This is a genomic window from Gemmatimonadota bacterium, assembly GCA_040388535.1.
In the GTDB taxonomy this organism is placed as follows: Bacteria; Gemmatimonadota; Gemmatimonadetes; order Gemmatimonadales; family GWC2-71-9; genus Palsa-1233.
On sequence record JAZKBR010000004.1, the window covers coordinates 40,372 to 67,015 of the forward strand.

Annotated in this window: 27 protein-coding genes; 1 reads left to right on the forward strand and 26 read right to left on the reverse strand. The window is 65.4% G+C overall.

Features of this window, described 5'->3' with window-relative positions:
• Positions 1-18: 18 nt before the first annotated feature.
• From fabG to V4558_10180, 25 genes are all read right to left on the reverse strand, one after another.
• A complete protein-coding gene (gene fabG / locus V4558_10060) occupies positions 19-762 on the reverse strand; it encodes a 3-oxoacyl-[acyl-carrier-protein] reductase (GenBank protein MES2305845.1) in 744 nt (247 codons plus the stop codon).
• A complete protein-coding gene (gene fabD, locus V4558_10065) occupies positions 759-1,688 on the reverse strand; it encodes an ACP S-malonyltransferase (protein ID MES2305846.1) in 930 nt (309 codons plus the stop codon). The genes fabG and fabD overlap by 4 nt, the downstream gene beginning before the upstream one ends.
• Positions 1,685-2,677 (reverse strand): beta-ketoacyl-ACP synthase III, encoded by a 993-nt coding sequence (locus V4558_10070; protein MES2305847.1) that lies wholly within the window; start codon positions 2,675-2,677, stop codon positions 1,685-1,687. Before V4558_10070 ends, fabD begins: the two co-directional genes overlap by 4 nt.
• The gene (gene plsX / locus V4558_10075; protein MES2305848.1) at positions 2,674-3,687 is read right to left on the reverse strand and encodes a phosphate acyltransferase PlsX; all 1,014 of its coding nucleotides are present in this window, start codon (positions 3,685-3,687) and stop codon (positions 2,674-2,676) included. Before plsX ends, V4558_10070 begins: the two co-directional genes overlap by 4 nt.
• A gap of 3 nt (positions 3,688-3,690) precedes the next feature.
• Positions 3,691-3,873, reverse strand: coding sequence for a 50S ribosomal protein L32 (gene rpmF, locus V4558_10080; GenBank protein MES2305849.1), 183 nt, complete (start codon positions 3,871-3,873; stop codon positions 3,691-3,693).
• Between the two features lie 7 nt (positions 3,874-3,880).
• Complete coding sequence (locus V4558_10085; GenBank protein MES2305850.1) at positions 3,881-4,351, reverse strand: DUF177 domain-containing protein; 471 nt, start codon at positions 4,349-4,351, stop codon at positions 3,881-3,883.
• A 45-nt stretch (positions 4,352-4,396) separates the two neighbouring features.
• The gene (gene ndk, locus V4558_10090; protein ID MES2305851.1) at positions 4,397-4,831 is read right to left on the reverse strand and encodes a nucleoside-diphosphate kinase; all 435 of its coding nucleotides are present in this window, start codon (positions 4,829-4,831) and stop codon (positions 4,397-4,399) included.
• A gap of 50 nt (positions 4,832-4,881) precedes the next feature.
• Positions 4,882-5,754, reverse strand: coding sequence for a succinate--CoA ligase subunit alpha (gene sucD / locus V4558_10095; GenBank protein ID MES2305852.1), 873 nt, complete (start codon positions 5,752-5,754; stop codon positions 4,882-4,884).
• The gene (gene sucC, locus V4558_10100; protein ID MES2305853.1) at positions 5,751-6,890 is read right to left on the reverse strand and encodes an ADP-forming succinate--CoA ligase subunit beta; all 1,140 of its coding nucleotides are present in this window, start codon (positions 6,888-6,890) and stop codon (positions 5,751-5,753) included. The genes sucD and sucC overlap by 4 nt, the downstream gene beginning before the upstream one ends.
• A gap of 65 nt (positions 6,891-6,955) precedes the next feature.
• On the reverse strand, positions 6,956-9,358 hold the full coding sequence (locus V4558_10105) for a UPF0182 family protein (protein ID MES2305854.1): 2,403 nt from the start codon (positions 9,356-9,358) through the stop codon (positions 6,956-6,958).
• 4 nt (positions 9,359-9,362) lie between these two features.
• Entirely contained in the window at positions 9,363-10,733 is a 1,371-nt protein-coding gene (locus V4558_10110) for a phosphomannomutase/phosphoglucomutase (GenBank protein ID MES2305855.1), read from the reverse strand.
• Positions 10,734-10,747: 14 nt separating this feature from the next.
• On the reverse strand, positions 10,748-12,247 hold the full coding sequence (locus tag V4558_10115) for an NADH-quinone oxidoreductase subunit N (protein ID MES2305856.1): 1,500 nt from the start codon (positions 12,245-12,247) through the stop codon (positions 10,748-10,750).
• The gene (locus tag V4558_10120; protein MES2305857.1) at positions 12,247-13,806 is read right to left on the reverse strand and encodes an NADH-quinone oxidoreductase subunit M; all 1,560 of its coding nucleotides are present in this window, start codon (positions 13,804-13,806) and stop codon (positions 12,247-12,249) included. Before V4558_10120 ends, V4558_10115 begins: the two co-directional genes overlap by 1 nt.
• Before the next feature lie 4 nt (positions 13,807-13,810).
• Entirely contained in the window at positions 13,811-15,781 is a 1,971-nt protein-coding gene (nuoL, locus tag V4558_10125) for an NADH-quinone oxidoreductase subunit L (GenBank protein ID MES2305858.1), read from the reverse strand.
• Between the two features lie 3 nt (positions 15,782-15,784).
• On the reverse strand, positions 15,785-16,081 hold the full coding sequence (gene nuoK / locus V4558_10130) for an NADH-quinone oxidoreductase subunit NuoK (protein ID MES2305859.1): 297 nt from the start codon (positions 16,079-16,081) through the stop codon (positions 15,785-15,787).
• On the reverse strand, positions 16,081-16,644 hold the full coding sequence (locus V4558_10135) for an NADH-quinone oxidoreductase subunit J (protein MES2305860.1): 564 nt from the start codon (positions 16,642-16,644) through the stop codon (positions 16,081-16,083). Before V4558_10135 ends, nuoK begins: the two co-directional genes overlap by 1 nt.
• Position 16,645: 1 nt before the next feature.
• Positions 16,646-17,152, reverse strand: coding sequence for an NADH-quinone oxidoreductase subunit I (locus V4558_10140; protein MES2305861.1), 507 nt, complete (start codon positions 17,150-17,152; stop codon positions 16,646-16,648).
• Positions 17,152-18,372, reverse strand: a complete 1,221-nt coding sequence (gene nuoH / locus V4558_10145) for an NADH-quinone oxidoreductase subunit NuoH (protein ID MES2305862.1) — start codon at positions 18,370-18,372, stop codon at positions 17,152-17,154. The genes V4558_10140 and nuoH overlap by 1 nt, the downstream gene beginning before the upstream one ends.
• Positions 18,373-18,380: 8 nt before the next feature.
• Positions 18,381-19,943, reverse strand: coding sequence for a 2Fe-2S iron-sulfur cluster-binding protein (locus V4558_10150; GenBank protein MES2305863.1), 1,563 nt, complete (start codon positions 19,941-19,943; stop codon positions 18,381-18,383).
• A 4-nt stretch (positions 19,944-19,947) separates the two neighbouring features.
• Complete coding sequence (nuoF, locus tag V4558_10155; protein MES2305864.1) at positions 19,948-21,255, reverse strand: NADH-quinone oxidoreductase subunit NuoF; 1,308 nt, start codon at positions 21,253-21,255, stop codon at positions 19,948-19,950.
• Positions 21,255-21,755 (reverse strand): NAD(P)H-dependent oxidoreductase subunit E, encoded by a 501-nt coding sequence (locus V4558_10160; protein ID MES2305865.1) that lies wholly within the window; start codon positions 21,753-21,755, stop codon positions 21,255-21,257. The genes nuoF and V4558_10160 overlap by 1 nt, the downstream gene beginning before the upstream one ends.
• Entirely contained in the window at positions 21,752-22,906 is a 1,155-nt protein-coding gene (nuoD, locus tag V4558_10165) for an NADH dehydrogenase (quinone) subunit D (protein ID MES2305866.1), read from the reverse strand. Before nuoD ends, V4558_10160 begins: the two co-directional genes overlap by 4 nt.
• A gap of 128 nt (positions 22,907-23,034) precedes the next feature.
• Complete coding sequence (locus tag V4558_10170; protein MES2305867.1) at positions 23,035-23,673, reverse strand: NADH-quinone oxidoreductase subunit C; 639 nt, start codon at positions 23,671-23,673, stop codon at positions 23,035-23,037.
• Positions 23,670-24,296, reverse strand: coding sequence for an NADH-quinone oxidoreductase subunit NuoB (nuoB, locus tag V4558_10175; protein MES2305868.1), 627 nt, complete (start codon positions 24,294-24,296; stop codon positions 23,670-23,672). The genes V4558_10170 and nuoB overlap by 4 nt, the downstream gene beginning before the upstream one ends.
• Positions 24,287-24,652: an NADH-quinone oxidoreductase subunit A gene (locus V4558_10180; protein ID MES2305869.1), complete on the reverse strand. Its 366-nt coding sequence runs from the start codon at positions 24,650-24,652 to the stop codon at positions 24,287-24,289. Before V4558_10180 ends, nuoB begins: the two co-directional genes overlap by 10 nt.
• Before the next feature lie 167 nt (positions 24,653-24,819).
• Between V4558_10180 and dcd the strand changes: the two genes are divergently transcribed.
• The gene (dcd, locus tag V4558_10185) at positions 24,820-25,380 is read left to right on the forward strand and encodes a dCTP deaminase (GenBank protein MES2305870.1); all 561 of its coding nucleotides are present in this window, start codon (positions 24,820-24,822) and stop codon (positions 25,378-25,380) included.
• A gap of 131 nt (positions 25,381-25,511) precedes the next feature.
• On the opposite strand, the gene V4558_10190 is transcribed toward dcd, so the two are convergent.
• Positions 25,512-26,612: a PilT/PilU family type 4a pilus ATPase gene (locus V4558_10190; protein ID MES2305871.1), complete on the reverse strand. Its 1,101-nt coding sequence runs from the start codon at positions 26,610-26,612 to the stop codon at positions 25,512-25,514.
• Positions 26,613-26,644 lie beyond the last annotated feature (32 nt).

The window sequence follows — 26,644 nt, forward strand, 5'->3', positions numbered from 1 at the left end:
TGTGAAGTGATGACCTGCTCAGCCGATCATGCCGCCGTCGACCACGAGTACCTGCCCCGTCACGTACCCGCCGAGATCCGAGGCGAGGAAGAGAACGGCTCCTGCAATATCACCCGGGCCGCCGAGGCGCTTGACCGGGATCGACTCCAATAACGCGGCCCGCGTCGCCTCGGGCAAGGCACCGGTCATGTCCGTCTCGATGAACCCCGGGGCGATGCAATTGGCCAGGATCCCGCGACCCGCGTATTCCTTGGCCACCGACTTGGTGAAGCCGATCAGCCCGGCCTTGCTGGCGGCGTAATTCGCCTGCCCCGCGTTGCCGGTGACGCCCACGATGCTGCTGATGTTGATGATCCGCCCCTGACGACGCTTCATCATCCCCTTGATCACGGCCTGCGTCGCGACGAAGGCGCCCTTCAGGTTCGCTGCCAGCACTTCGTCCCAATCGGCCTCGCTCAAGCGGATCAGGAGGTTATCCCGCGTCAATCCGGCGTTGTTCACCAGGATATCGATCGGCCCTAGCGCCGCTTCGGCGTCGGCGATCGCCAGCCGAAGGGAGGGCGGATCGGTGACGTCGCATGCGAAACCTCGCGCACCCGTTCCGAGTTCCGAGGCGACCCTTTCGGCCGCATCGAGAGAGCGGCCGAGAATCGCTACCTTGGCTCCGGCGCGGTGCAGCGTTTCCGCTATCGCACGCCCGATCCCGCGGGTGCTGCCGGTGACGAAGGCAACGCGGCCAGTGAGGTCGATGGTGATGCTCATCGGGCCAGCCACTTGTCGATATCGTCGGCGGTGCCAAGGGGAGTGCAGCTTGCCCCCGGAACGATCCGCTTGAGCAGGCCGGTGAGCACGGCACCTGGGCCGATTTCAAGCCACTGGGCCTCGGGGAAGCGCTCCGCCAGACGTTGCATCGACGCGACCCAGCGGACCGGCGCGGTGAGTTGCGCGGCGAGCAGTTCGACCGCGGTATCACGCGATTTCGAAAACTCGGTGGTGGCATTCGCAATCACGGGAAACGCCGGCTCTCCGAAGGGTGCGACGTCGAGCGCCTCGCGAAGTCCGGGCACCGCCGGCTCCATCAGCGGTGAATGAAACGCGCCACTCACCTTGAGCGGCAGCACTCGCTTGGCGCCAGCCGACTTGCACAATTCGCCGGCCCGTTCGACCGCGGCAGGGTCGCCCGAAATCACGGTCTGGTCGGGTGCGTTGAGGTTCGCCGCGACCACGGTCCCGACGCCTGACGCGGTCGCGCCGGCGCAACTCGCCTCGACCTCGGCGGTCCCGAGCCCGAGGATGGCCGCCATCGCGCCCGGGCGTGCCTGCCCCGCCTGGAACATCAGGGCACCGCGCCGACGCACCAGCAGGGCCGCATCGGCCGCGTCCAGGGCGCCAGCGGCGACGTAGGCGCTGTATTCCCCGAGCGAGTGACCAGCGGCGGCCGCGACGTTGCCAAGCTTGCCAGAGAGGATCGCGAGCACAGCTGCCGAATGCGCGAGAATGGCGGGCTGGGCGTTGTGCGTCAGCGTGAGCTGATCCTCGGGGCCGCTCCACATCAGCGTGGTGAGGGGGGTCTCGAGCGCGTCGTCGATGCGCTGCATGACAGCGCGCGCCTCGGGGAATCGCTCCGCCAGGTCCTTCGCCATGCCGACCTTCTGTGCCCCCTGCCCGGGGAACAGCAGGATGGTCACCACCGAAGCACCACACTGCCCCAGGCGAAGCCCGCGCCGAACGAGACCAGCATGATGATCATCCCCGGCTTGAGGCGACCCTCCTGCTGCGCCTGCGCCAGTGCCAGCGGAATGCTTGCGGACGAGGTGTTCCCGAAGCGGTCGACGTTCACGAAGACCTTGTCCATCGGGATCCCGGCGTGCTTCGCGGTCGCCTCGATGATCCGTTGATTTGCCTGATGCGGCACCAGGAGGTCGATGTCTTCTGGCGCGAGTCCGGCACGACGTATCGCCTCGTCAGTCGAGCGGCTCATGGCGAGCACGGCCGCCTTGAACACTTCACGGCCGGCCATCTTCATCAGGTGACGCTTGTCGCGGAGAATTTCTTCGTTCATCGGCTCGGTCGAGCCGCCCGCCGGAATGTAGAGCAGGTCGGCGAGGTCGCCATCGGCGCCGAGATAGGTCGCCAGCATTCCGCGCTCATCGGTGGCACGCTTGAGTACGGCGGCGCCCGCACCATCCCCAAAGAGAATGACGGTCGAGCGATCCTGCTGATCGACGATGCTCGAGAGCTTCTCGGCGCCGACGACCAGGATGGTGTCGCCATTGCCGGTCGCCATCAGCCCTTCGGCCACCGTGAGCCCGTAGACCCAGCCCGGGCAGGCGGCCACGACGTCAAAGGCCCACGCGTTCTTGGCGCCGAGCGCGGCTTGCAGGTCACACGCGGCAGACGGCAGGCGACGATCGGGGGTGACGGTCGCGAAGACGATGCCGTCGAGGTCGGCTGCGGTAATGCCGGCCTGCGCCATCGCCTGATGCGCGGCCACGAGTGTGTAGCTGGTCAGCGACTCGTTGACGTCGGCAATGCGGCGTTCACGAATGCCGGTCCGCTCGACGATCCATTCGTCGGAGGTCTCGACCGTGCGCTCGAGATCGGCATTGGTCAGCACCCGAGCCGGGGTAGCCGAACCGATGCCGGCGAAATAGGCGATCGGGCGCCGGATGCTCATGCGTCGGTCTCCTGGCTGCGCAGCGCGAACTCGGCCGCGATGTGTTCACTCAGGCCACCGCGCACTGATTCGACCGCCTTCTTGATGGCATTCTTGATCGCGTTGGCCGTCGACGAGCCGTGACAGATGATCGGCACGCCGCGCACGCCCAGCAGCGGACCGCCACCGTATTGCGAGTAGTCCAGGAAGCGCATCAGCGGCTTCATCGCGTCGGACTCGAGCAGCCCCGGGCTCTCCCGCCCGAGCAGCGAAGCGACGAGGCGACCCATCGACTCGTAGAACTTGAGCACGACGTTGCCGACAAAACCATCGCACACCACCACATCGACACGGCCATGGCGCGGATGCGGGACGGCGATGTCGCGGCCTTCGATGTTGCCGACGTAGTTGAGATGCGGGGATTTGAGCAGGACCTTGTGCGCCTCGCGCACGACGGCGTTGCCCTTCTCGTCTTCTTCGCCAACGTTGAGCAGGCCGACCTTGGGCTCGTTGCGGCCGACGACATCGCGCATGTAGATCGAGCCGAGGTAGGCGAAGTTCACCAGTTCCTTGACCGAACAGTCGACGTTCGCACCGGCATCGAGAACCAGCACGGGTCCCTCGGCGGCAGGAAAGAGCGACGCGACGGTGGCGCGATCGACGCCATCGTGCAGACCGAGGAGGATGGTGGCTGCGGCGAGGGAGGCCCCGGTGTTGCCGGCCGAGACGAACGCATCGACCAGACCGTCACGATGGAGGCTGATGCCCACGACCAACGAGGAGTTGGGCTTGCGGCGAACCGCAGACAGCGGCTTTTCGGCCATCCCGATGACTTCGGTGGCCTCGACAATGCTGAGGCGCGACCGGTCAATCCCGGGGTGGCGGGCGAGGTGCTCTTCAATGACCGCCGGCTGCCCAACCAGGGTCAGCGTGAAGTCCGGCGGCAGCTCGCGCAGGGCGAGGGCCGCGCCGTCGACTTCAGCGGCCGGCGCGTGGTCTCCCCCCATCGCGTCGAGCGCGACGCGGATCACAGCTTAGTTGTCCTCGACCTCGAGCCGCTTCTTCCCCGCGTAATAGCCGCAGGACGGGCACACCCGGTGGGGCAGGCGCGGAGCACTGCAACGCGCGCACGCCTGAGCCGGAATCCCCTGCGCGGTATGGTGCCCGCGACGGAGGCGCTTGCGCGACTTCGACATCTTTCGCTTCGGTACGGCCATCGGTCCCTCAGTTGGTCGAGCCGGCGACCATGCACCCGCATGGACCGGCGTTCAAATCCGCGCCGCAGGCAGCGCAGAATCCCTTGCAATCAGGTCGGCAGAGTGGAAATGCCGACACCCGCAGCGCGAGCTCTTCCCGGACAGCCGCCGCCACGTCGATCAGGTCGACATGCGTCGGGAGAGGGTAGACGCTGGGATCTTCGATCAGCTCGGGGTCCCCGGAAAAGAGGACGTCCACTTCATCGTCGATTTCCTGCGTCACCGGCGTCAGGCAACGGCGACACTCGCCCGCGACCGTGGCCTGGATCCGCCCGCGCCAGAGGTAATTCCCCTCCGACGTGGACTGCAACTCCCCCACCACCTGCACCGGGCCCGTCAGGGCCACGTCCAGCCCCTCAAGGGCGCTGTCAGTGGGGGCAATCTGCCCGTCGGTCTCGACCGGACCCCCCTTCAGCTGACGCACGTCCACGCGAAGCATAGCCATCAAAGCTAGCGGCGCGGCCCCGGCTGGGTCAAGCCGAGTTCAGGCCACCCCGAGGAGGGCTAACTCACGCTCTGGAAAGAAGAAAGCGATTTCCCGGGCGGCATTCTCGTCGCTGTCGGAGCCATGGACCGCATTCCGGCCCTTCGATTCCGCGAACAGCTTGCGAATGGTGCCCTCGGCGGCCTCAGCGGGGTCGGTAGCTCCGATGGCCACGCGCCAGGCCGCCACGGCATCGGCACCTTCCAGAGCCAGGGCGACAACCGGGCCCGAGCTCATGAACTCGACCAGTTCGCCGTAGAAGGGGCGTTCCCGGTGGACCGCATAGAAGGCTTCGGCTTCGGTCCGGGTCAGGCGGACCATCCGCATCGCCCGGATACCGAACCCCTGCTTCTCGATATGGGCGAGGATCGCCCCGCCCTTCCCGGTGCTCACGGCATCGGGCTTCAGCATCGCAAACGTCATCCGACCAGCCATCAAGAACTCCTCGCGGCCCCGCGGCCGCGTTCAGTACGTGCAAAACGTGACTACTTGAGGCGCGCCTTCAGCAGCTCGACCACGTCGGCTGGGCGGCGCATGATGCCGATATTGGCGGACTCGAAGGCCTGGAACTTCTCTTCCGCGGTGCCCTCGGAGCCCGAGATGATCGCGCCCGCGTGGCCCATCCGGCGTCCCTTCGGCGCCGTCTGACCGGCCACGAAGCCGCAAACCGGCTTCTTCACGTGGGCCCGGATGTACTCGGCAGCTTCCTGTTCCGCCGTCCCGCCGATTTCACCCAGCATGACGATCGCTTCGGTCTTCGGATCGGCGTTGAACGCCGCAATCACGTCGATGAAGTTGGTGCCGACGATCGGATCGCCGCCGATACCGACGCACGTGCTCTGCCCCAGCCCGGCACCGGTAAGGTGATGGACGACTTCGTAGGTGAGGGTGCCCGAACGCGAGACCAGGCCGATCGGACCCGGCTTGCAGATCGAACCAGGGATGATGCCAACCTTGGACTCGCCCGGCGTGATCAGGCCGGGGCAGTTCGGTCCGATGAGCCGGACATTCCGCTGCGCGATGTAGGGCATCACGGTGGTCATATCGAGCACCGGCACGCCCTCGGTGATGCAGACTACCAGTTCGATACCGGCATCGGCCGCTTCCTTGATCGCCGCCGCCGCCATGGCGGGCGGCACATAGATCACGGAGCAGTTCGCGCCGGTTTCGGCGACCGCCTGAGCCACCGTGTGGAAGACCGGCACCTTGGATTCAAAGGTCTGGCCGCCCTTTCCGGGCGTGACGCCGGCCACGATGTTGGTGCCGTATTCCATCATCTGGCGCGCGTGGAACGATCCCTCACGGCCGGTGATGCCCTGGACCACCAGGCGCGTGTCCTTCCCGATCCAGATGCTCACGCAGCCCCCTTGGCGAGTGCAACGGCCTTCGCAACAGCCGCGTCCATGTCATTCATTGCCGACATCCCGACCGATTCGAGAATGCGGAACGCTTCGACTTCGTTGGTGCCAGTGAGGCGGATCACGATGGGCACCCCGACCTTGAACTGCTTGGTCGCGGCCACAATGCCGTTCGCAACGTCATCGGTGCGGGTGATGCCACCGAAGATGTTGAACAGGATGACCTTCACCGCAGGATCGGCGGTGATGATCTTCAGCGCGTTCACTACCTTCTCCGGATTCGACGAGCCGCCGATGTCGAGGAAGTTGGCGGGCTCACCACCGTGGTACTTCACGAGGTCCATCGTCGCCATCGCGAGACCGGCACCGTTCACAACACAGCCGACGTCGCCATCGAGCTTGATGAAGGTGAGGTTGGCGCGGCGCGCAGCGACTTCGCTCGGCTCCTCGCCCGACTCGTCACGGAGCACCGCGAGATCGGGGCGACGATCCAGCTCGTTGTCGTCGATGATGATCTTCGCGTCGAGCGCGAGCACCTTGCCGTCCGGTGTCGTGACGAGCGGGTTGATCTCGGCGAGCGAGCAACCGTTGGCCATGAAGACGCTGTAGAGCTGCGTCAGAATCCTGGTGGCCGCCTTGACGTGATCCCAGTCACGGTAGAGCGCGAGCGCGAGCTTGAGTGCCTGGTGGGGCAGCAATCCGTCGCGCGGATCGATGGCCATCCGGGTGATCTTCTCGGGCGTCTTGGCCGCGACTTCCTCGATGTCGACGCCGCCGGCATCCGACACCATGAAGACCGGCTTCTGCGACGCGCGATCGAGGATCAGGCCGACGTAGCTCTCGGTGGCAATGTCGGCAGCGGGAACCACCAGCACCTTGTTGACGATCAGCCCCTTGATCGACATGCCGAGAATCTGCGATGCGCATTCAAGCGCTTCGGCGGGGTTGCGGGCGAGCTTGACGCCGCCGGCCTTGCCGCGGCCGCCGACGTGCACCTGCGCCTTGACGACCACCGTGCCACCCAGCCGGCGGGCGATGGCCTCGGCCTCGGTCGGTGTGCTGGCGACGTCGCCGTCAAACATGGGAATGCCGGCAACCTTCAGCAGGTCACGGGCCTGATATTCGTGCAAGTTCACGCGTACCTCGACGAAAGGATCAAGAGACAGCCATCAAAAATAGCCGTGCGCAGGGCGCCCCGCCACTAACGCGGGCGACGCTCGAGCACCTTCCGCAACTCTTCGAAGGCCCGCCCAAAGGCGGTCAGATCGTGTCGCGACAGGGCTGAATCGGCCTGCCGCATCCAGCTCTGTGCGGCGGTCAAACGCCCGGCATCCGTCGGGCCGGTGGGGCTGGCAGGGCGCCCCGCCCCGAACAGGGCGGCCCATGCCTCGGCACCACTCCGGGCGCCGATGGCGCGCTCGCCAACGGCAGCCCCGAGGCCGAGCAACGCCGGCCTGCCGCGGGCAGGGGCCGCAAAGATCGGCTGCCACGCCATCAGTTCGCCAGCCACGAACCGCCAACGCAATGGCGGCGCGAAGAAACTGTCACCGGCGGCCTGAGCGGAATCGCGGAGATGCGCCAGCGTGAGGTCCCGGGCCCAGTCGCGTTCCAGTTCACGTCCATTGGCAATCGCGGCTCGTTCGATCCGATCGATCCTCAACTGAGGCACCCCGTTCAGCCGCGATGCGGTCACCAGTGCGGAGAGGACCCGCCTGGCCGGATCCTCGAAGACGGCGACCCGGGTCGGCTGCGAACCGCTGCTCCAGACAACCATGGCTCGCTCGGCAGGTCCATCCGGACTTTCGCGACCTGGCCGCCGGCCGAGGCCCCATGCCGGCCCTTCGAGGACCTGCAGCTGGCTCGCCAACCAGGCGGAGGGGTAGCCGAGTTGCTGCCGCACCTCTGGCGGCATTGCCGCGGCCTCTGCCACGACGCCCGGTGCAAAGCGCGACCAACTCGCCGCAAGTGAATCGGCCCCTGGATCCCGGTAGATCGTGATGGTCCCCGACACGGCATCCATGGTCGCAACGAATGCCGGGACAACGCCTGACACCTCGGCCCCACGCCAGCGCAGGCGGGTTGCCTGGGGCGCAATCGGCAAGGGCAACATCCCTTGAACTACCCAGGTAATCCGGTTTCCCAGCGCCATCGGCACCGGGGGTGACCAGGTGGCCATCGGCAGAATTGCTGCGGCACGCTCAGCCGGATCGAGATGCCAATCCACGGCGCGCGCCGCGCCCGGTGTCACCATTCCCCAGGCCTGTCGTGCCCACGCCAGCCCGAGGTTCCGAAGCGGTCCTCCCATCGGCACACCGGTCAGCGTGAAGCGCCACTCGTCGGCATCTGGCCGCAGCCGTGGGTCGGCCAGTGTGAGCAGTGGAACGGCAGGCTCGGTCCTCGACAGGAGCACCGGACTGCCGTCGCTCGCGGCCACTCCTTCCGCAATCGCAAGCAGGTCGACACGATGGCGGTCGGCAGCGGCAGTCGCGGCAACGAGCCACCCCGGCTGCGCCCCTGCCGGACCACCGACAACCGCGGGGTTTGCCCCGAGGAGTGTCCTGCCGTCTCCCTCGAACCAGCGCGACAGGATGGCATCATCCCAGATCGCCGCAGGGACTTCGCTGCTGTCACTGGTGCGGGGCTCGGTCGCCTCGCGGATACCCCACGCGATGCTCTCGAGCTGCCTGATTTCGGCACTGGTCACGGCCGGCGGGGTGGCTTCGGCAGCGAGCGCCGGGATGATGACGCGCTCCACCAGGATCCCCATCACGAGCACGCTCCAGCCACTCAGCAGGAGCGCGTGTCGACCGCGCTGCGCCCACATCAGGCTCAGGAGCGAAACCGCCAGCGCTATCCCGGCCATGATCTGCGCGGCGCGAATCCTCGTCAGCGCGGCCACCGCGCCGAGCCCGGGGTCGTTCCCCGCAGCGATGCGGTAGGGCTCGATGAGGTAACCGGCGGCGAGCACGCCGGCGAAGAGCGTCAGGAGGCCACCCAGGTGTCGCCGCGCGTCGGGGTGAACGACCAGCGCTTTCTGGTCGCGCTTGATCCCGCCGATGCCGGAGTAGAGCATCGTCGCGACGGCGAGCCCGAGCACGATGAGTGTCACGGCGAAATCGTGGGCGAGTTCCCACACCGGCAATTGCGCGACGTAGACGCCGAAATCCTCTCCCAGGAGCGGATCCACCACGCCGTAATGCACACCCTGCCAGGCGAGCGCTACCGGCCCACGCCAGGCGCGCGCCCCGGCGCCAGTGATGAGGCCGAGCAGCACACCGGTGCAGACACCCGCGACCCAGAGGTAGCGGACCGGGATGGCTTCGCGGACCTGGAGATTTCCGATATTGCGGGTGACGGAGACCGTCGCCACCGCGCGGGCAACCAGCAGCGCTTGCAGCGCGAACCAGCACGAGGCGATGAGGATGGCGGCGCCATCGAGCGCGAGACCAAGGAGACGCCACCGGGTGATGGCGCTGACGGCGGCGGGCGAAAAGGTCGCGGCCCACCAGCGCTCGGTCAGGAACGCGACGCTCCAGCGGCCAACGTACAAGAGGACAACCACCACCGCGATACCGCTCAACAAGCGGCGCGTTCGCGGCGTCATCTGGTCAGGCCCTGAGGCCGCGGCCGGCGAGCCAGGACATCACTTCGTGTTGATAGCTGTCTCGTGCGGCAGCGGTGGCACCCTCGAAGCGCAGCACGAGGATCGCCTGGGTGTTGGACGCCCGGATGAGACCCCATCCTTCGGGGTATTCGATCCGCACGCCGTCGATCGTCGACACAGGATAGCGTGACGCGAAATAGGCCGCCGCTTCCTCGACGAGGCCGAACTTCACCGCATCGGCACACTCGACGCGCAATTCCGGCGTCGCAAACGTTTCGGGGAGGTCTGCCAGCAAGGGCGCGAGGCCGCCGGGCTGCGACGAGACGATCTCGAGCAGTCGCGCCGCGGCGAAGAGCGCATCATCGAACCCGAACCAGTCACCGCCAAAAAAGATGTGTCCGCTCATTTCGCCGGCGAGCGGCGAATGCTCGGCCTTCATTTTCGCCTTGATCAGCGAGTGCCCCGTCTTCCACATGATCGGACGAGCGCCAGCCGCCGTCAGCGCCTGCGGTAGCAAGTCGGAGCATTTCACGTCGAAGATCACCGGGATGCCCGGGCCGAAGCGCCGCACCGCATCGCGACCGAAAAGCACCAGCAGCTGATCGCCCCAGACCGGCCGGGCATCTTCATCGACGGCACCGATCCGATCGCCGTCGCCGTCGAACGCGATACCGAGTTCGGCACCGTGCACCCGCACCGCTTCCTGCAGGTCGACAAGGTTCTCGAGGACGGTCGGGTCGGGATGATGATTCGGGAAAGTGCCGTCGCTGTCGGCGAAGAGTGGCACGACATCGGCACCGCACGCCTGCAGTGTCGCCACCGCGACCAGCGATGCCACGCCGTTACCGCAATCGACCACGACCTTCACCGGACGCTGTAACTGATGCCGCTCGACGATGGCTTGCCGATAGCGTGTCAGGATCGACGCGTCGCTCGCGTGGCGCCCAGCACCTTCGTCGAAGCGCTCGGTCACGATCGCCTCCCACAGCGCGATTATTTCCTCGCCATGGATGGCATCGCCTGCCAGCATCACCTTGAAGCCGTTGAACTCGGGTGGATTGTGCGATCCGGTGACCTGGACGCCACCATCGGTCCCGAGGGCACTGACCGCGTAGTAGAGTGCTGGTGTCGGCAGCATTCCCACGTCGATCGCGGTGCAGCCGGTCGAGACAATCCCGTGGCGCAGCGCCGCCGCGAGCGCTTCCCCGCTCGGGCGATTGTCGCGCCCGACGGCGAGCGTCGCATCGCGATGCAACCGTGCCCGCGCTGCAGTGCCGATGGCACGGCCAAGCTGCTCGGCGAAGGCGGGGGTGAGTTCGCTGCCTACGATGCCACGGACATCGTACTGACGAAAAATCGACTTCGGGACGTTCACAGGAAAGGATTCCTTCAGCGCGGGCCGGTCGGCATCGCGGTCTGCCGCAGGTGTACCGCTTCCTGGGTCGCGAAGTTCAAGGGGATGTTGGGCAGCAAGCCGAACACCAGAATGGCGGCAACACAGATCGCAACGGCGATCTTGGCCGGAATCGGGAAGCGGATGGTGGTGTGCGCCGAGCGGGTCCGCGTCGGCTTCAGCGTCATTGCGAGAATCACCGGGAGGTAGTAGCCGATCGAGATACCGCTGCCGATCATTGCCACGATCGGAAGAAATGCCTCACCCTGCCCCAGCGTGGCCGAAATGAGATACCACTTGCCGATGAAGCCGAACGTGCCCGGGAAACCGAGCAGGGAGAGCATGCAGACTGCGAGCCCGAGTGACGCGAAGGGCCGGACCGAGAAAAGACCTTCGAGGTCGGTGAGCAGCACGGTGCGTGCACCGGCACGCTCGATGGAGGCGAGGATCCCGAAGGCGGCCACCGTTGTGATAGAGTAGGCCAGCAGGTAGACGAGTACCGCCGCCGTTCCCTCATCGCTGTGGGCCCAGAGCGCGAGCATCAGGTAGCCAGCGTGGGCGACTGCGCTGTAGGCCAGCATCCGCTTCATCGAGGTCTGCGCGAGGGCTGTCAGGTTGCCGACCAGAATCGTGGCCACCGCCAGCACCGCGATGATCGGGCGCCAGAGCAGCACATACGCCGGGAACGCCTCGGCCAGCAGGCGCGCGAGCGCGAGGAACGCCGCCGCTTTGACGCCGCTCGCCATGAACGCCGTGACCGGGGTCGGAGAGCCTTCATAGACGTCGGGTGCCCAGGCGTGGAACGGCACTGCGGCGACCTTGAAGCCGAAGCCGATCAGCAACAGCCCCATGCCGAACTTTGCCATCAGCGTGGGCGGTGTGGCCGACAGCTGCGCCCCGATCAGGGCGAAGTTGAACTGTCCGGTCGCGCCGTAGATGAGCGCGATGCCGTACAGCAGGAAACCGGAGGCGAAGGCACCCAGCAGGAAATACTTGAGCGATGCTTCCGCGGAAGAGCGCCGTGTGCGATCGTAGCCGGCGAGGACATACACCGAGATCGACATCACCTCGAGCCCGAGGAAGACGGTGATCAGGTCGGCCGCGCCAGCGAGGAGCATCATCCCCACGGTCGCGAGCATCAGCAGGACGTAATACTCCGGGGCGAGAATGCCTTGCCGTTCGAGCCAGCGCAGCGACAGCACGGCAATGGCCCCGCCGATCCAGAGCAGCAAGGCATCGCTCGCGAACCGGAAGCCGTCGAGCGCGATCATCTGCGGCAGGCCGTCCGCCCGTGCGCCACGCCAGGCCAGCCAGCCGGTCGCAACGACGGCGAGGAGATAGCCGAAGAGCGACAAGAGCCCTACGAACCGCGTATCGGCCGCCGTACGATGCCGCCACGCGACGACGAGCAGGACCACCAGCGCCCAGGCGGTGAGCAGCAACTCAGGGAGCAGTGCCAGTGTCGCACCGCCCGGTGTGGCGAGGTCGATCCCCATCACGGCTTCATCCCCGAGGTCGAAATGCCGGGCAGCGAGGCAGGCGGCAGGTGCGGCTGGATCAATTCGATGTAGCGACGGGCCGCCGCCTCCGTCCGGTGCAACAGCGGCTTCGGATACAGCCCGATCCAGAGCATCGCGATGATCAGCGGGGCCATCACCGCGATCTCGCGGAAGTTCAGGTCACCGATTCCCTCGTTGAGCGGGTTCGTGAACCGGTTGAAGAAGACGCGCTGCGTCGACCAGAGCATATAGGCCGCGGAGAAGACGACCACCGTCGCTGCCGCCGCGACCAGCCAGGGGTAGCGTCCGAAGGAGCCGATCAGGACGAGGAACTCTCCGATGAACCCGTTCAGTCCCGGCAACCCGATCGACGAGAAGGCCGTGATCGTGAACGCCGTTGCCATGAGCGGGGCGACCCGGGCGAGTCCGCCGAAGTCGGCGATCTTGCGGGTGTGCCGTCGCTCGTACAGCATGCCGATGATGAAGAAGAGCGCACCGGTCGAGAGGCCATGGGAGACCATCACGAGAATGGCCCCTTGCACGCTCTCGACGGTACTGCCCCAGATGCCGAGCATGACGAAGCCGAGATGGCTCACCGAGGAGTAGGCGACGAGGCGCTTGAGATCTGGCTGCACCATCGCCACCAGGGCAGCGTACACGATGCCGATTACCGCGAGTGACGCCATCACCAGACCAGTGGTCTTCGACAGGGCGAAGGCCGGGAAGAATGGGATCGCGAAGCGGAGGAAACCGTAGGTTCCCATCTTGAGCAGGATCACGGCGAGGTCCACCGAGCCCGCCGTCGGCGCCTCGGTGTGCGCATCGGGGAGCCAGGTGTGGAATGGGAAGAGGGGCACCTTCACCGCGAATGCCAGCGCAAACGCCACGAAGAGCCAGCCGCCCCACGGCGCCATCGATTCTGCGTGTTCCAGCAGGTGTGCGTAGGCAAAGGAGTACACCCCCGTTGCCTTGCCGACGGTCCACACCATCCAGACAATAGCGACGAGCATCAACAGCGAACCGACGAAGGTGTAGATCACGAACTTCGTCGCCGCGTACAGGCGGTTGCTGCTCCCCCAGATGCCGATGAGGAAATACATCGGGATCAGCAGCAGTTCCCAGAAGGTGTAGAAGAGAAAGAGGTCGGTCGAGATGAAGACCCCGAGCATCCCCGTCTTGAGCGCCAGCAGCAGCGAATAGAAGCCGCGCTGCTTCTGATCGATTCCGCGCCAGCTTCCCCACACAACCAGTGGCATCATCACCACCGACAGCAGCACCATCAGCACCGAGATGCCGTCGATGCCGATCCGGTAGCCGATGCCGAATTGCGGCAACCACGCCGCATCAGTGACGAACTGCATTCCGGGGTTGTTGGAATCGAACGCCCACCAGAGTCCGAGTCCGAGCCCCAGTTCCGTCAGCGCCACCGTGAGCGCGATCCAGCGCGCCGAGTGGACCGGGAAGACCAGGATCAGCGGGATTGCGAGCAGCGGCAGCAGCAGGAGCACGTGGAGAATCCAGTGCTCGTATCCGATGGAGGCGAGGAATTGCGTCATCTCCTTACCCCACCAGCGAACGAAGGATGAGTACCGCGCCGATCGCGAACATGGTCACGTAGAGTGCGACCTGTCCGTTCTGCAACCGCGAGCCGAGCCAGCCGAGTCCTTCGGCCACCCGGGCCGTACCACCCACCGCGAGGCGATCCACGAGGAACTGGTCCATCCCCTGCCAGAGTACCTTGCGCGCGATCCAGACCACCGGCCCGACGATCAGCTTCTGATAGAGTTCGTCGATGCGGTACTTGTCGTAGAGGAGTCGGGCGAGGCCGACATCAGGCGTCGCAAGCTCCGGCGTCGCGATCGGAGCGCGCAGCGTACGCGTGATGCCGAGGAAGAGTCCGAGTAGTCCGATCGCCACCGCACCACCGATCAGCAGGAGCTCGGTGCTGCCGTGGGGCATCGCAACGATCGGGAGGAGGGCATCCGCCGGCGCCGTGACCGGCTCGAGCCAGCGATGCATCGCCTCGCTCCCGCCGACCAGTTCCGGGAGATTGAGCGCACCACCCACGACCGAGAGCAGCCCGAGGATCACGAGGGGCCCGGTCATCACCCACGGCGCCTCGTGGAGCCCGGTCTCGGTCGCATCACCCCCACGGAACTTGCCAAGAAAGGTCATCGCGACCAGCCGGGCCATGTAGTACGCGGTCATCAAGGCGGCGGCGAGCCCGAGCACCCAGCAAATGAGGTAGACGGGATTGGTCTGACCCTTGGCAAACGCCATCGTCAGGATCTCGTCCTTCGACCAGAAGCCCGAGAGCGGAGGCACGCCGGCGATGGCCAGCGTCGCAATCGCCATCAAGGCGAAGGTCCAGGGCATCGCCTTCCGCAGGCCGCCCATGTTGCGCATGTCCTGCGCATCACGATGGCTGTGCGCATGATGCAGGGCGTGATGCATGGCGTGGATCACGCTGCCGGCACCGAGGAAGAGCAGCGCCTTGAAGAACGCGTGGGTGACCAGGTGGAAGATGCCGCTGGCGTACGCCCCCGTGCCGACGCCGAGGAACATGTATCCGAGCTGCGAGACGGTCGAATAGGCGAGCACCTTCTTGATGTCATACTGCTTGAGGCCGATCGTCGCCGCGAAGAACGCGGTCAGTGCACCGATGATCGCGATCAGTTCCAGCGTGGCCGGGGCCAGCGCGAAGAGCACCCCGGTGCGCACCACCAGAAAGACGCCGGCGGTCACCATCGTGGCCGCGTGGATGAGGGCAGACACCGGAGTCGGACCGGCCATCGCATCGGGCAGCCAGACGTAGAGCGGGATCTGCGCCGACTTGCCGGTGCAGCCCAGGAAGATCAGCATGGTGATCAGTGTTGCCGTCGTGCCGCCGAGGGAGAGCAGCGCCGGTGCCCGTCGCGCGATTTCGGTGTATTCGAGCGAGCCGAGGTACCACCAGATCAGGAACATCGCCATCAGGACGCCGAAGTCACCGATCCGGTTGGCGAGAAAGGCCTTCTTGCCCGCGTCGGCGTTGGCATCGATCTCGAACCAGAACCCGATCAGCAGGTAGGAACAGAGCCCGACTCCTTCCCAGCCGATGAAGCTCACTGGCAGCGAGGCGCCGAGCACCAGCACAAGCATGAAGGCGACGAAGAGGTTCAGGTAGGCGAAATACCTGGCATACCCCGGGTCGTCGTGCATGTACCCGACGGAGAAGAGATGGATCAGCGAGCCGATCCCGGTCACCACGAGGAGCATGATGACCGAGAGATGGTCCACCTGCAGGGCGAGATCGATGCTGAGGCGGTTCGAGATCGGCATCCACTGCCACAGCATCACCCGCACCGATTCCTCGGTCCCGCCTCGCAGTTCGCTGAACACGGCGAGCGCGACCCCGAAAGCCGCCACCAGAGTCCCGACCCCGACGAAGGAGACGAGCCCCTTCGCGCGGGATTTGCGCGCGGCGAGGACGCCATTGAACAGCGCGCCCAGGAGCGGGAAGAGCACGGCCAACCAGACGAGCTGGATCACGCCTCAGCCCTTGAGAAGGTTGAGCTGGGTGAGGTCGACCGACTGCGTGTGCCGGTAGACCGCGAGGATGATGGCGAGACCGACGGCCGCCTCGGCCGCTGCGACCGTCATCACGAAGAAGACCATGATCTGGCCGCCATAGCCGTGGACACGCGACAGTGCCACGAAGCTGACGTTCACGGCGTTGAGCATCAGCTCGACGCACATGAAGAGCACGATGGCGTTCCGGCGGATCAGCACGCCGGCCACACCGATCACGAACAGGATCGCCGAGAGGATCAGGGAAGGTCCGAGCAGCATCAGAGTTTCTTCTTTGCGAGGACGACGGCCCCGATCGCGGCCGCCAGCAGGAGCACCGAGGTGATCTCGAACGGGATCAGGTAGCTGGTGAAGAGTGGCTCCGCGATGCCCCCGACGACGCCGTGCGCCGCCGTGGCGGCCTGCGCCGCTGCACCCTCCGGAAAGACCAGCGCCGGGTCGACGGTGCCGGGGAGGGTTGAGAGCTCGCGGGCGAGCCGGTCCGGCGAATAGCCGCGCAACGCCACGAGTTCCGCGAGCATCACGGCGCTGAGCCCGGTGCCGGTGACCCACATCGGCCACCGCTTCATGTTGCGCGGCGAGTCGCCGATGTTGAGCAGCATGATCACAAACAGGAAGAGCACCATTACTGCGCCAGCGTACACCAGCACCTGCACCGCCGCGATGAACTCGGCCTGGAGCAGGACGTAGATGCCCGCGAGGGCGAACATGCAGGAGACCAGCCAGAGGACCGACGCGATCGGGTTCCGACGCGTGACACAGAGAAGCGCCGACACGACGGCCCACACCGCAAAGACCCACCAGGTGATGGTGACGAAATTCACGTCACTCTCCCTTCGGATCGGCAGGATCCCAGAGCGTCGAGACCGGATGGGTCTGCGCCGACAGTCGCTCGAGGTCATAGACAAAGCGATCGCGGGAATATTCGGCGTTCTCGTAGTGGACGCCCACGTGGATCGCCTCTTCCGGGCAGACTTCCTGGCAGTAGCCACAGAAGACGCAGCGGAATTCGTCGATCTCGTAGATCAGCGGATAGCGGTTCCCCGCTTCATCCTCGCCGGGCACCAGCTTGATGCAGTTCGCCGGGCAGATCTGCGGGCACAGCCCGCAAGCGACGCACTTCGAGCGACCCTGCGCATCCGTCATCATCCGGTGCGTGCCCCGCCACCGGGTGGCGATGTGCCACTCCTCGGTGCTCCGGCTCTCGGGGTACTGCATCGTGACCCGCGGCTGGAACATGTGCTTGAACGTCAGCGCCATCCCCTTGAGCGTCGCCCGGATGTACGACACCTCGCGTTCCGGGCGTCGCATCACCTTCACGCCGATAGCCATCACCCCACCCCTTCGGTACGAGCGACCGGCAGTGGCGCCCGACGACTGACGCCGCGCATCACGCGGCCGCGATCAAGCACGAAGAAGAGCAACCACCCGAGCACGAGATTCATTCCGGCCAGCGCGAAAGCGACATTGCGCACGCCGGTGACGCCAACCGCTTCGAGGCCCTGAATGGCGCCGGCCGTGACCATGATGTACGCCAGCGCCAGCGGCAGTAGCACCTTCCAGCCGAGCGTCATCAGCTGATCGTAGCGGAACCGCGGCAGGGTCCAGCGGATCCACATCACGAAGAAGATCCAGAAGAACATCTTGACGAAGAAGGCGAGGAAAGTGGCGACGGCCTGCAACGCTCCGCCCTGCTCATCCCACTTCGTGAACGGAATGTCCCAGCCGCCGAAGAAGAGGGTGGCGACCATCGCCGCGATCGTCACGATATGCGAGTACTCGCCGATCATGAAGAGCGAGAACTTCATCGCGCTGTATTCCGAGTGGTAGCCGGCCACCAGCTCCGATTCTGCCTCCGGAAGGTCAAACGGCAGCCGGTTGGTCTCGGCGAACCCAGAGATCAGGAAGACGAAGAACGAGATGAAGAGGGGCCCGATGAACCAGAGCCCTGCCTGCTGCCGGGCCACGATTTCGTTGAAGCTGACATTCCCGGTGAGCAGCAGGACGGGAATAAGCGAGAGACCCATTGCGACTTCGTAGGAGATCATCTGGGCACTCGCTCGCAGGCCACCGAGCAGCGAGTACTTGCTGTTGGAGGACCACCCCGCGAGGGCCACGCCGTAGACACCGAGTGACGAGAGGGCGAGGATGAAGAGGAAGCCCATCGGGAGATCGGCCACGGACATCGCCATCATGCCGTGAAAGACCGCTTGCCCGATCAGTGGCAGGGTCCAGTCGAAGTCGACGCGCATCGGTGCCGCGAGCGGGACCACGGCGATCAGCATCACGGCGGGAATGAACGACATGGCCGGTGCGAGGACGAAGATCGTCCCGTTGGCTGCCGACGGCCGGGTCTCTTCCTTGATGAAGTTCTTGATGCCATCGGCCGCAGGCTGCAGGATGCCGAATGGGCCGACGCGGTTCGGCCCCGGACGATTCTGCATCCACCCGGCGAGCTTGCGCTCCATCAGGGTGAGCAGCGCAACGCCCACGAGCAGGACGGTGAAGACCACGATCACCTTGATGACCGCGAGGATCAGGAAGCCCTTCATTTCGGGGGTCACGAGACGGCCCCCGCGGCCTGCTCGCCGACCACGCGCCCGGTGAATCCGAGTTCCGCATTCGAGAGCGATGCGAAGGGCGCCAGTGCGCGCAGCGCTTCGTCGGCAGACGCCGGCGCGGAACGGCCTTCGGCGGACTGGGCCCACGCTTCGGCAGCAACCCACCACGCCGGCCGGGCCATCCCGGGCGCCGGTCGCGCCGGGAGCACTCGCTGCGCCCGCCGGTCGCGGTTCACGAGCACACCCTGCGATTCAACGACCGTGGTCACCGGAGCGACAACGACCGCGTTGGTCAGTCGCGCGTCGGCCACGGTGGTGAAGTGGATCAGCTGAGGCGCACGCGACACGGTCGCGGCATCTTCGTCCGAAAGTTCGACGTCTAGCACGATCACCAGTGATGCCTGAGCGGCAGCGGCGACGGCCGCGCCCCAGTCACCCGCGAGTCCGAGGAGTCTGGCCCCTTCGAGATTCGCGGCGCGTTCGGCCCGGAGCGCCAGATCGGGGATCGCACCGATCGGTGCGGTCTCGCCGAGTGGAACCTGCATCGCCGCAGTCAGCGGACGATGCCCGGCAAACTTCGCGACCCAGCCCAGCGCCTCGCAGCTGCTTCGCCCGCCGCTCAGCAGGACCACCGGGCCGTCGCTCGCTCCGACCAGGACGGCCAGCCGCTGCAACGCATTGTCCCAGTCGGTCGCGCGCAGCTTGTCGCCATCGCGCACCAGCGGTGCTTCGACCCGGTCGCCACGATTCATCCAGCGATAGTCGGCGCGCCCGGTATCACACATGAAATGACGGTTGACATCGAGATTCGGGCGTGGACGCAACCGCACGACGACATCGTCGCGCGTGTCCACGGTGATGTTGCATCCCTGCGTGCAGCCGGTGCAAACCGATGGCGTGCCGTCGAGGTCCCAGGCGCGCGCCTTGTGCAGGAAGTCTTTCGAGATCAGCGAGCCGACCGGGCAGAGGTCGACGACGTTGCCGGCCCACGGATGATCCAGGCGCTGACTCTCATCGATCCCGATGAAGGCGCGATCCCCGCGTTCGGACACATTGAGAACGGGCTCTTCGGCCACGCTCTCCATGAAGCGGACGCAACGGGTGCAGAGAATGCATCGGTTCGCGACGTAGAGGATGTCAGGCCCGAAGTCCTCAACTGGATTGTAGCGCTTGGGCTCGGCGTAGCGGCTGTTGGCGCGGCCGCCCTGGAAGACGAAGTCCTGCAGTTCGCATTCGCCGGCCTGGTCGCAGATCGGACAGTCCAGCGGGTGATTGATCAGCAGGAACTCGAGCACCCCTTCGCGCGCCTTGATCGCCTCGGGCGAGTGCACGTGAATCACCTGGCCATCGGCCACCGGCGTGACACAGGCGGGCACCAGCTTCGGCATCTTCTCGACCTGGACCAGGCACATCCGGCACACGGCAGGTGAGGGCAGCGACGGGTGGTAGCAGTAGTGCGGCACCATGATGCCGGCCATCTTGGCCGCCTCGATCATGGCGGTGCCTTTGGCGACCTGCACCGGCACCCCGTCGATCGTGACCGTCAGCAGTTCGGCAGCCATCGCGTCAGACCCCCGCCAGCACCGGTGCACGCGCACCGGAGAGATAGGCCTCGAAGTCGGCCCGGAACTTCTGGATGCCGCTCACCACCGGCGTCGCGCACGAATCGCTCAGCACGCAGATAGTCTTGCCGGTCATGTTCTCGGCAAGGTCCATCAGCAGGTCGAGATCGGAAGGCTTCCCTTCCCCGCGGACAATGCGTTCGAGGATGCGGGTCGTCCAGCCGGTCCCTTCGCGGCAGTTCGTGCACTGGGCACAACTCTCGTGCGCATAGAAGCGCGCGAGGCGCATGATCTGGTAGACAATATCCGTACTGTCGTCCATCACGATCATCCCGCCCGAGCCGAGCAGCGATCCGGCGGCCGCAATGCCCTCGTAGTCCGTGACGCAGGTCTCGACTTCTTCAGGCGTCATGATCGGCACTGAGGAGCCGCCGGGGATGACCGCCTTGAGCGTGCGACCGAGCAGCATGCCGCCGCAGGCATCGTAGATCAGTTCCTTCATCGGCAGGCCGAGAGTGATCTCGTAGGTGCCGGGTCGCTGCACATGACCGCAGACGGAGATGAGCTTGGTGCCGGTGCTCTTGGGGTTGCCGAGCATCAACCCGGCGTACCACGCCGCGCCGCGATTCAGGATGTGCGGGACCGCCGCGAGCGTCTCGACATTGTTGATCGTGGTCGGCAGTCCGAAAAGGCCGGCGACGGCCGGGAACGGTGGCTTGATCCGGGGATTGCCGCGGCGCCCTTCGAGCGAATTCATCAGCGCCGTCTCTTCGCCGCAGATGTACGCGCCGGCGCCGCGATGCACAATCACCTCGAGGCGCTTGCCGGAGCCGAACGCATTCGCTCCGAGCGCACCAGCGGCGTACGCCTCATCGACCGCGCGCTGCAGGATCGTGCAGGGCTCGGTGTATTCGCCGCGAATGTAGATGTAGGCCACTTCGGCCCGGATCGCGAGCGCGCCGATCGCACACCCTTCGATGAGGGCGTGCGGTGTCCAGCGGATGATCTCGCGGTCCTTGAAGGTACCCGGCTCGGATTCGTCGGCGTTGCAGCAGAGGTAATGGACCTTGCCGTCTTCCTTCGGCATGAACGACCACTTCAGCCCGGTCGGGAAGCCGGCGCCGCCACGACCGCGCAGGCCGGAGGCCTTCACCTCATCGACGATCTGTTCCGGTGTCATCGTCAGCGCCTTCTTCAGCGCGACGTATCCGCCCCGCTCGGTCCAGCCACTGAACGTGCGTGCGCCGGCATCACCGAAATAGGTTGAGAGAACCGGGGTTTCCTTCGCGTGAATCGGATGCGGATATCCCATCAGGGATACCGCGCCAGGAGCGCCGGTACACCGTCAACCGTGACGCCTTCGATGAAATCGTCATCGATGAGCATCGGAGTCGCGAAACCGCAGGCACCCAGACATTCGACTTCCATCACCGTGAAGCGGCCGTCCGGCGAGGTGGCTCCCAGCTCGCCACAGCCAGTGTGCTCGAGCAGCGCCTTCGCCACCGCCTCGGCACCACAGATGTTGCACGGCGAAGTGGTGCAGACCTGGATGAAATGGCGACCGACCGGGTGCGTGTGATACATCGTGTAGAAGGTGATGACCCCACGGACGTAGGCAGGAGTGAGCTCGAGCTTCTCCGCAACCTCATGGATCGCCCCGTCGGAAACCCAGCCGCGCTCTTCCTGCACCATCCAGAGTGCGGGCAGGAGCAACGCCATTTTGGTGGGGTACTTGGGATACAACGCTTCGAGCTTCGCGAGCGTCGGGCCCACAAAGACCGGTGCGTATGCTTCAGCGGAGTGCGAACTCACCGATCGATCTCTCCCATCACGATGTCGACGCTCGCGTTGATCGCGATCACGTCTGAAAGGAGCGCGCCTTCGCAGAGCCGTGGCAGCGCCGCCAGATTGAGAAACGAGGGCGGGCGGATCCGCCAGCGAACCGGCTTGGCAGTACCGTCGGAGACGAGGTAGTAGCCCAGTTCGCCCTTGGGATTCTCGACGCCGAGGTAGACCTCGCCAGAGGGCGGCTTGACGCCTTCCATCACCTGCTTGAAATGGAAGATCATCGCTTCCATGTCGCTCATCGCCTTTGACTTCGGCGGCAGGATGACGCGCGGATCGGACACGTTGATCGGGCCGGGCTTCAGGCGATCGAGGGCCTGATCGAGAATGCGCACCGACTGGTACATCTCCTCGAGCCGGACGCGGTACCGATCATAGATGTCGCCGTGCTCACCGATCGGCACATCGAAATCGAACTCGTCGTAGCCGAGATACGGGCGATCCTTGCGGACATCGTAGTCGACGCCGCTGGCGCGCAGCATCGGCCCCGACAGCGAGTAATTGATCGCGTCCTCGGCCGACATCACCCCGACGCCCTGGGTGCGTCCGCACCAGATCGCGTTGCGAGTGAACATCGTGTCCACTTCGTTCAGCACCTTCGGGAAGGTCCGCGTGAAGTCACGGAGTCCCGCTTCCCATCCCTCGGGGATGTCGGCCATCATGCCACCGACGCGCGAGACCGAAGTCGTCAGGCGGGCGCCAGTCCAGGATTCCTGGAGATTGTAGATCCGCTCGCGCTCCTCGAACATCCAGAGGAACGGCGTAAAGGCACCGAGGTCGATGCCCGTCGTGCCGGCCCAGACCAGATGCGAAATGATCCGGCTCATCTCGCAGGCGATCACGCGCAGCAGGCGGCAGCGTTCGGTGACCTCGATGCCCATCAGGGCCTCGGCCGCAAGCGCGAAGGCGACATTGTTCGCCATCGGCGCGAGATAGTCGGTGCGGTCGGTGAGCGGAATGATCTGGTTGTAGTGGCGGTACTCGCCGAGCTTCTCGAAGCCGGAATGCAGGTAACCGATGTGCGGGATCACCCGCTTCACCGTCTCGCCTTCGAGCTCGACCACCAGTCGGAGCACGCCGTGCGTGGCCGGGTGCTGCGGGCCGATGTTGACCAGCATATGTTCGGCGCCGAAGTCATCGTGCACCGACTCGCTGGGCCGACGTGCGATGCCGAGCGGGACGTTGCGCACCTGCCCGCTGTGATCGAGCGTCGGCGTGGAGAGCTGCATCTCGATCGTGCGTGTGCTCACGGCAATGGCCCCCGGCCGCTCTCGGCAAGCCGCTGCTGCATATCCTTGGGGAGTTCGCGATACGCCTCGGAAATGGAGAGCTCTTCCAGGGAGTAATGCGCCTCAGGATTGGCGTTGAGTGCCTGACGGGTCTGTTCGGCGCGCGACCAGTGGCCGCGCAAGGGGAAGGACTTCCGCAGCGGGTGACCCTCGGAGTAGGTCTCCCACATCAGGATCCGTCGCAGGTCGCCGTGTCCGGCAAAGACCACCCCGAACATGTCCCAGGCCTCGCGCTCGAGCCACTCGGCACCGTACCAGAGATCGGTCACCGTCGCGACATCGAGCGGACCTTCGGGATCGAGACCGATCTTTACGCGCAGGTCGACCCGACGTGCGAGCGACCGGAGCTGGTAGACGACTTCCAGCTCGCGCTCGCGATCGCGGTATTCCACGCAAGTGATGTCGGTGAGGTAATTGAAGCGCTGCGCCGCGTCGCGCTGCAGGTACGCGAGGATCGCGTGCGCAGCTGCTCGGGTCACGTAGAGCACCGTCTGGCCATTCACCACGTGACTGCGGACAACACCTTCCGGGAAGCGCGCCCTCGCGGCGGCCACACTCGCTGCGGCATCGTCGGCGACGGTGACCGGCTCGGTCACGCCGACCTCGTCTGCTGCACCGAGTTGCCGAAGGGCTCGGAGACTTCGTCGATCTCCTCCGGGCGACGGAAGAGACCATCCGGACCGATCATATGTTCGACCCGGAGCGTGGGATCGGCGAGCGACTCCCCGCGGATCTTCTTCTGGAGCAGCAGAATGGCGTAGAGCAGCCCTTCGGGACGCGGCGGGCAGCCTGGCACGTAGACATCGACCGGGATGATGGTATCGATCCCCTGCACCATCGAGTAGGTATCGAAGATCCCGCCCGAGGAGGCGCAGGCACCCATCGAGATGGCCCACTTGGGCTGCGGCATCTGGTCCCAGACTCGCCGGATGACGGGCGCGAGCTTGAACGGCAATCGCCCGGCGCAGATGAGCACGTCGGCCTGGCGGGGCGAGAAGCTCATCCGCTCCATCCCGAAGCGGGCGATATCGAAGCGGGATGCGGCGGTTGCCATGAACTCGATGGCGCAGCAGGCTGTGCCGAACGGCATCGGCCAGAGCGAATTGGCGCGACCCCAGTTGGCGAGGAAATCGAGGCGGGTGGTCACCCAGTTGGGCGAGACCGACTCGTAAACGGGGTCAGTCTGTTCGCCGGGGCCCGGTGGCAGGGTCAATCCCATTGCAGTGCGCCTCGCTTCCAGATGTAGAGATACCCCACGGCGAGGATCAGCACGAAGGTCAGCATTTCCAGGAAGAGGACGCCGCCCATGGCACGGAGCTGCTGAAAGGCGACGGCCCACGGAATCATGAAAATGGTTTCGATGTCGAAAATGATGAACAGCATCGCCACGAGGTAGAACTTGACCGAAAACCGCTCCCGGGCATCGCCAATGACCGGCATTCCCGACTCGTACGCCGCCAGCTTGGTCGCGGTCGGCCGATACGAGGAAAGGAGCCCGGACGCGACGATAATGAGGATCGCGTTGGCAACGACGAAGAGGAACAGCAGGACGATGGGGACGTACGGTTGAAGCATTCGTGACTCCGCCTCGTGAAAACTTTCACAACCGTTCGTAAACCTACTGGTTCCAAGGGGGTAATTCAACTCAGACGCGGAGTTCTCGGAAGGCCGGGAGGGTCCATATATTCCCGCGCCGCCCAGTGCGGCTCCCCCCACCTCCCTCCACCCCCAGGCAGGCTGCAATGTCGATCAAGTCGGACCGCTGGATCCGCCGGATGGCCAAGGAACACGGGATGATCGAACCCTTCACCGACGGGCAGGTCCGCTCCGGCGGCATCTCCTACGGGGTCTCGTCCTACGGCTACGATATGCGGGTCGCCGATGAGTTCAGGATCTTCACCAACGTCCTCTCGGCCGTGGTCGATCCCAAGAACTTCGACGAGAAGAGCTTCGTGGAGTGGAAGGGGGACGTCTGTGTGGTGCCGCCGAACTCGTTCGCGCTGGCACGCTCGGTCGAGTACTTCCGGATTCCCCGGAACGTCCTGACGATCTGTGTGGGAAAGTCGACCTACGCCCGCTGCGGCATCATCACCAACGTGACGCCGTTCGAGCCGGAGTGGGAAGGCCACGTGACGCTCGAAATCAGCAACACGACCCCCCTCCCGGCCCGGATCTACGCCAATGAGGGGATCTGCCAGGTCCTCTTCTTCGAGGCCGACGACGACGACATCTGCGAAACCAGCTACGCCGACAAGAAGGGGAAGTACCAGAAGCAGCGCGGCGTGACCCTGCCCCGGCTCTAGGAGACTGGAGATTCGAGAGTGTCATCCTGAGCGCGGCCCGCGAAGCGGGCGGAGTCGAAGGAGCGGAACTCCGCCCCCTCGCTTCGCTCCGGGCGACGGATTCCAGCCTGGCGGTCTCTCGTCGCTAGCCGCTATTGAAACTGCAGGTTGCGCTCGAAGTCGGCCGGGGAGGTTGCCGCCCCCTTGGCGACTTCGAGCGTGATGTGCTGCTTGCTGTACAACTCCATCAGGTGCTGGTCGAAGGTCTGCATGCCGTACTGGATCCGCCCTTCCGCGATGTGATCGCGTATCTCGCTGGTCTTGTCGGCGTCGGCCACACACTCCGCGATCGTCGGCGTGTTTCGCATCACCTCCACCGCCACCACTCGCCCCTGCCCGTCCGCCCTCGGCAAGAGCCGCTGCGAGATGACGGCCTTCAGCGACTCCGCCAGGCGCAGCCGTGCGCCGGCCTGCTCACTCGGATCAAAGACGGAGACCAGGCGCGCGATGGTGCGCTGGGCATCGGTCGTGTGCACCGTGCTGAACACCATGTGCCCGGTCTCGGCGGCCTTGAGCGCGATATCAATCGTGGCCCGATCGCGCATTTCGCCGACGAGAATGATGTCAGGATCCTGACGCAGCGCCGCACGCAGTGCCGCCTCGAAGCTCTCGGTGTCGGTGCCGATCTCGCGCTGGATGACATTGCTGCGGACGTCCTTGTGGAGAAACTCGATCGGGTCCTCGATCGTGACGATCTTCCCGGCCTTCAGACTGTTGACGTAGGCGACCATCGCCGCGAGCGTCGACGACTTGCCGCTTCCGGTGGTGCCCGTGAGCAGGACCAGGCCACGCTCTTCCATGGCGATCTGGCTGAGTACCGAAGGAAGACCCAGACTTTCAAAGGTCGGGAGTACGTCGGCAATGCTGCGGAGTACCGCGGAGAGGGAGCCACGCTGGGAGCAGATGTTGACGCGGAAGCGTCCGATCCCCTGTACAGAATATGAACAGTCTACGTCCTTGAGGTCGCGGATCATCGCCTCGACCGTCTGCGCCGTGGCCTTTTTCGCGTTGATCAGGATTTCCCCGGCAATCGCTGCCGTATCCGCCGGGGTCAGTGCGGGGAGGCCGGCGACAGCCACCATCTCGCCGCGAACCCGGATCCGGAAGGAAGCGCCCGCGCAGATATGCACGTCGGAGGCCTTGAGTTCATTGGCTTTCTTGAGAATCGCATTGAACGTGTCGAGCAGGGCCATCAGCACTCCAGCAGAGTCGGGCAACGGGGGAA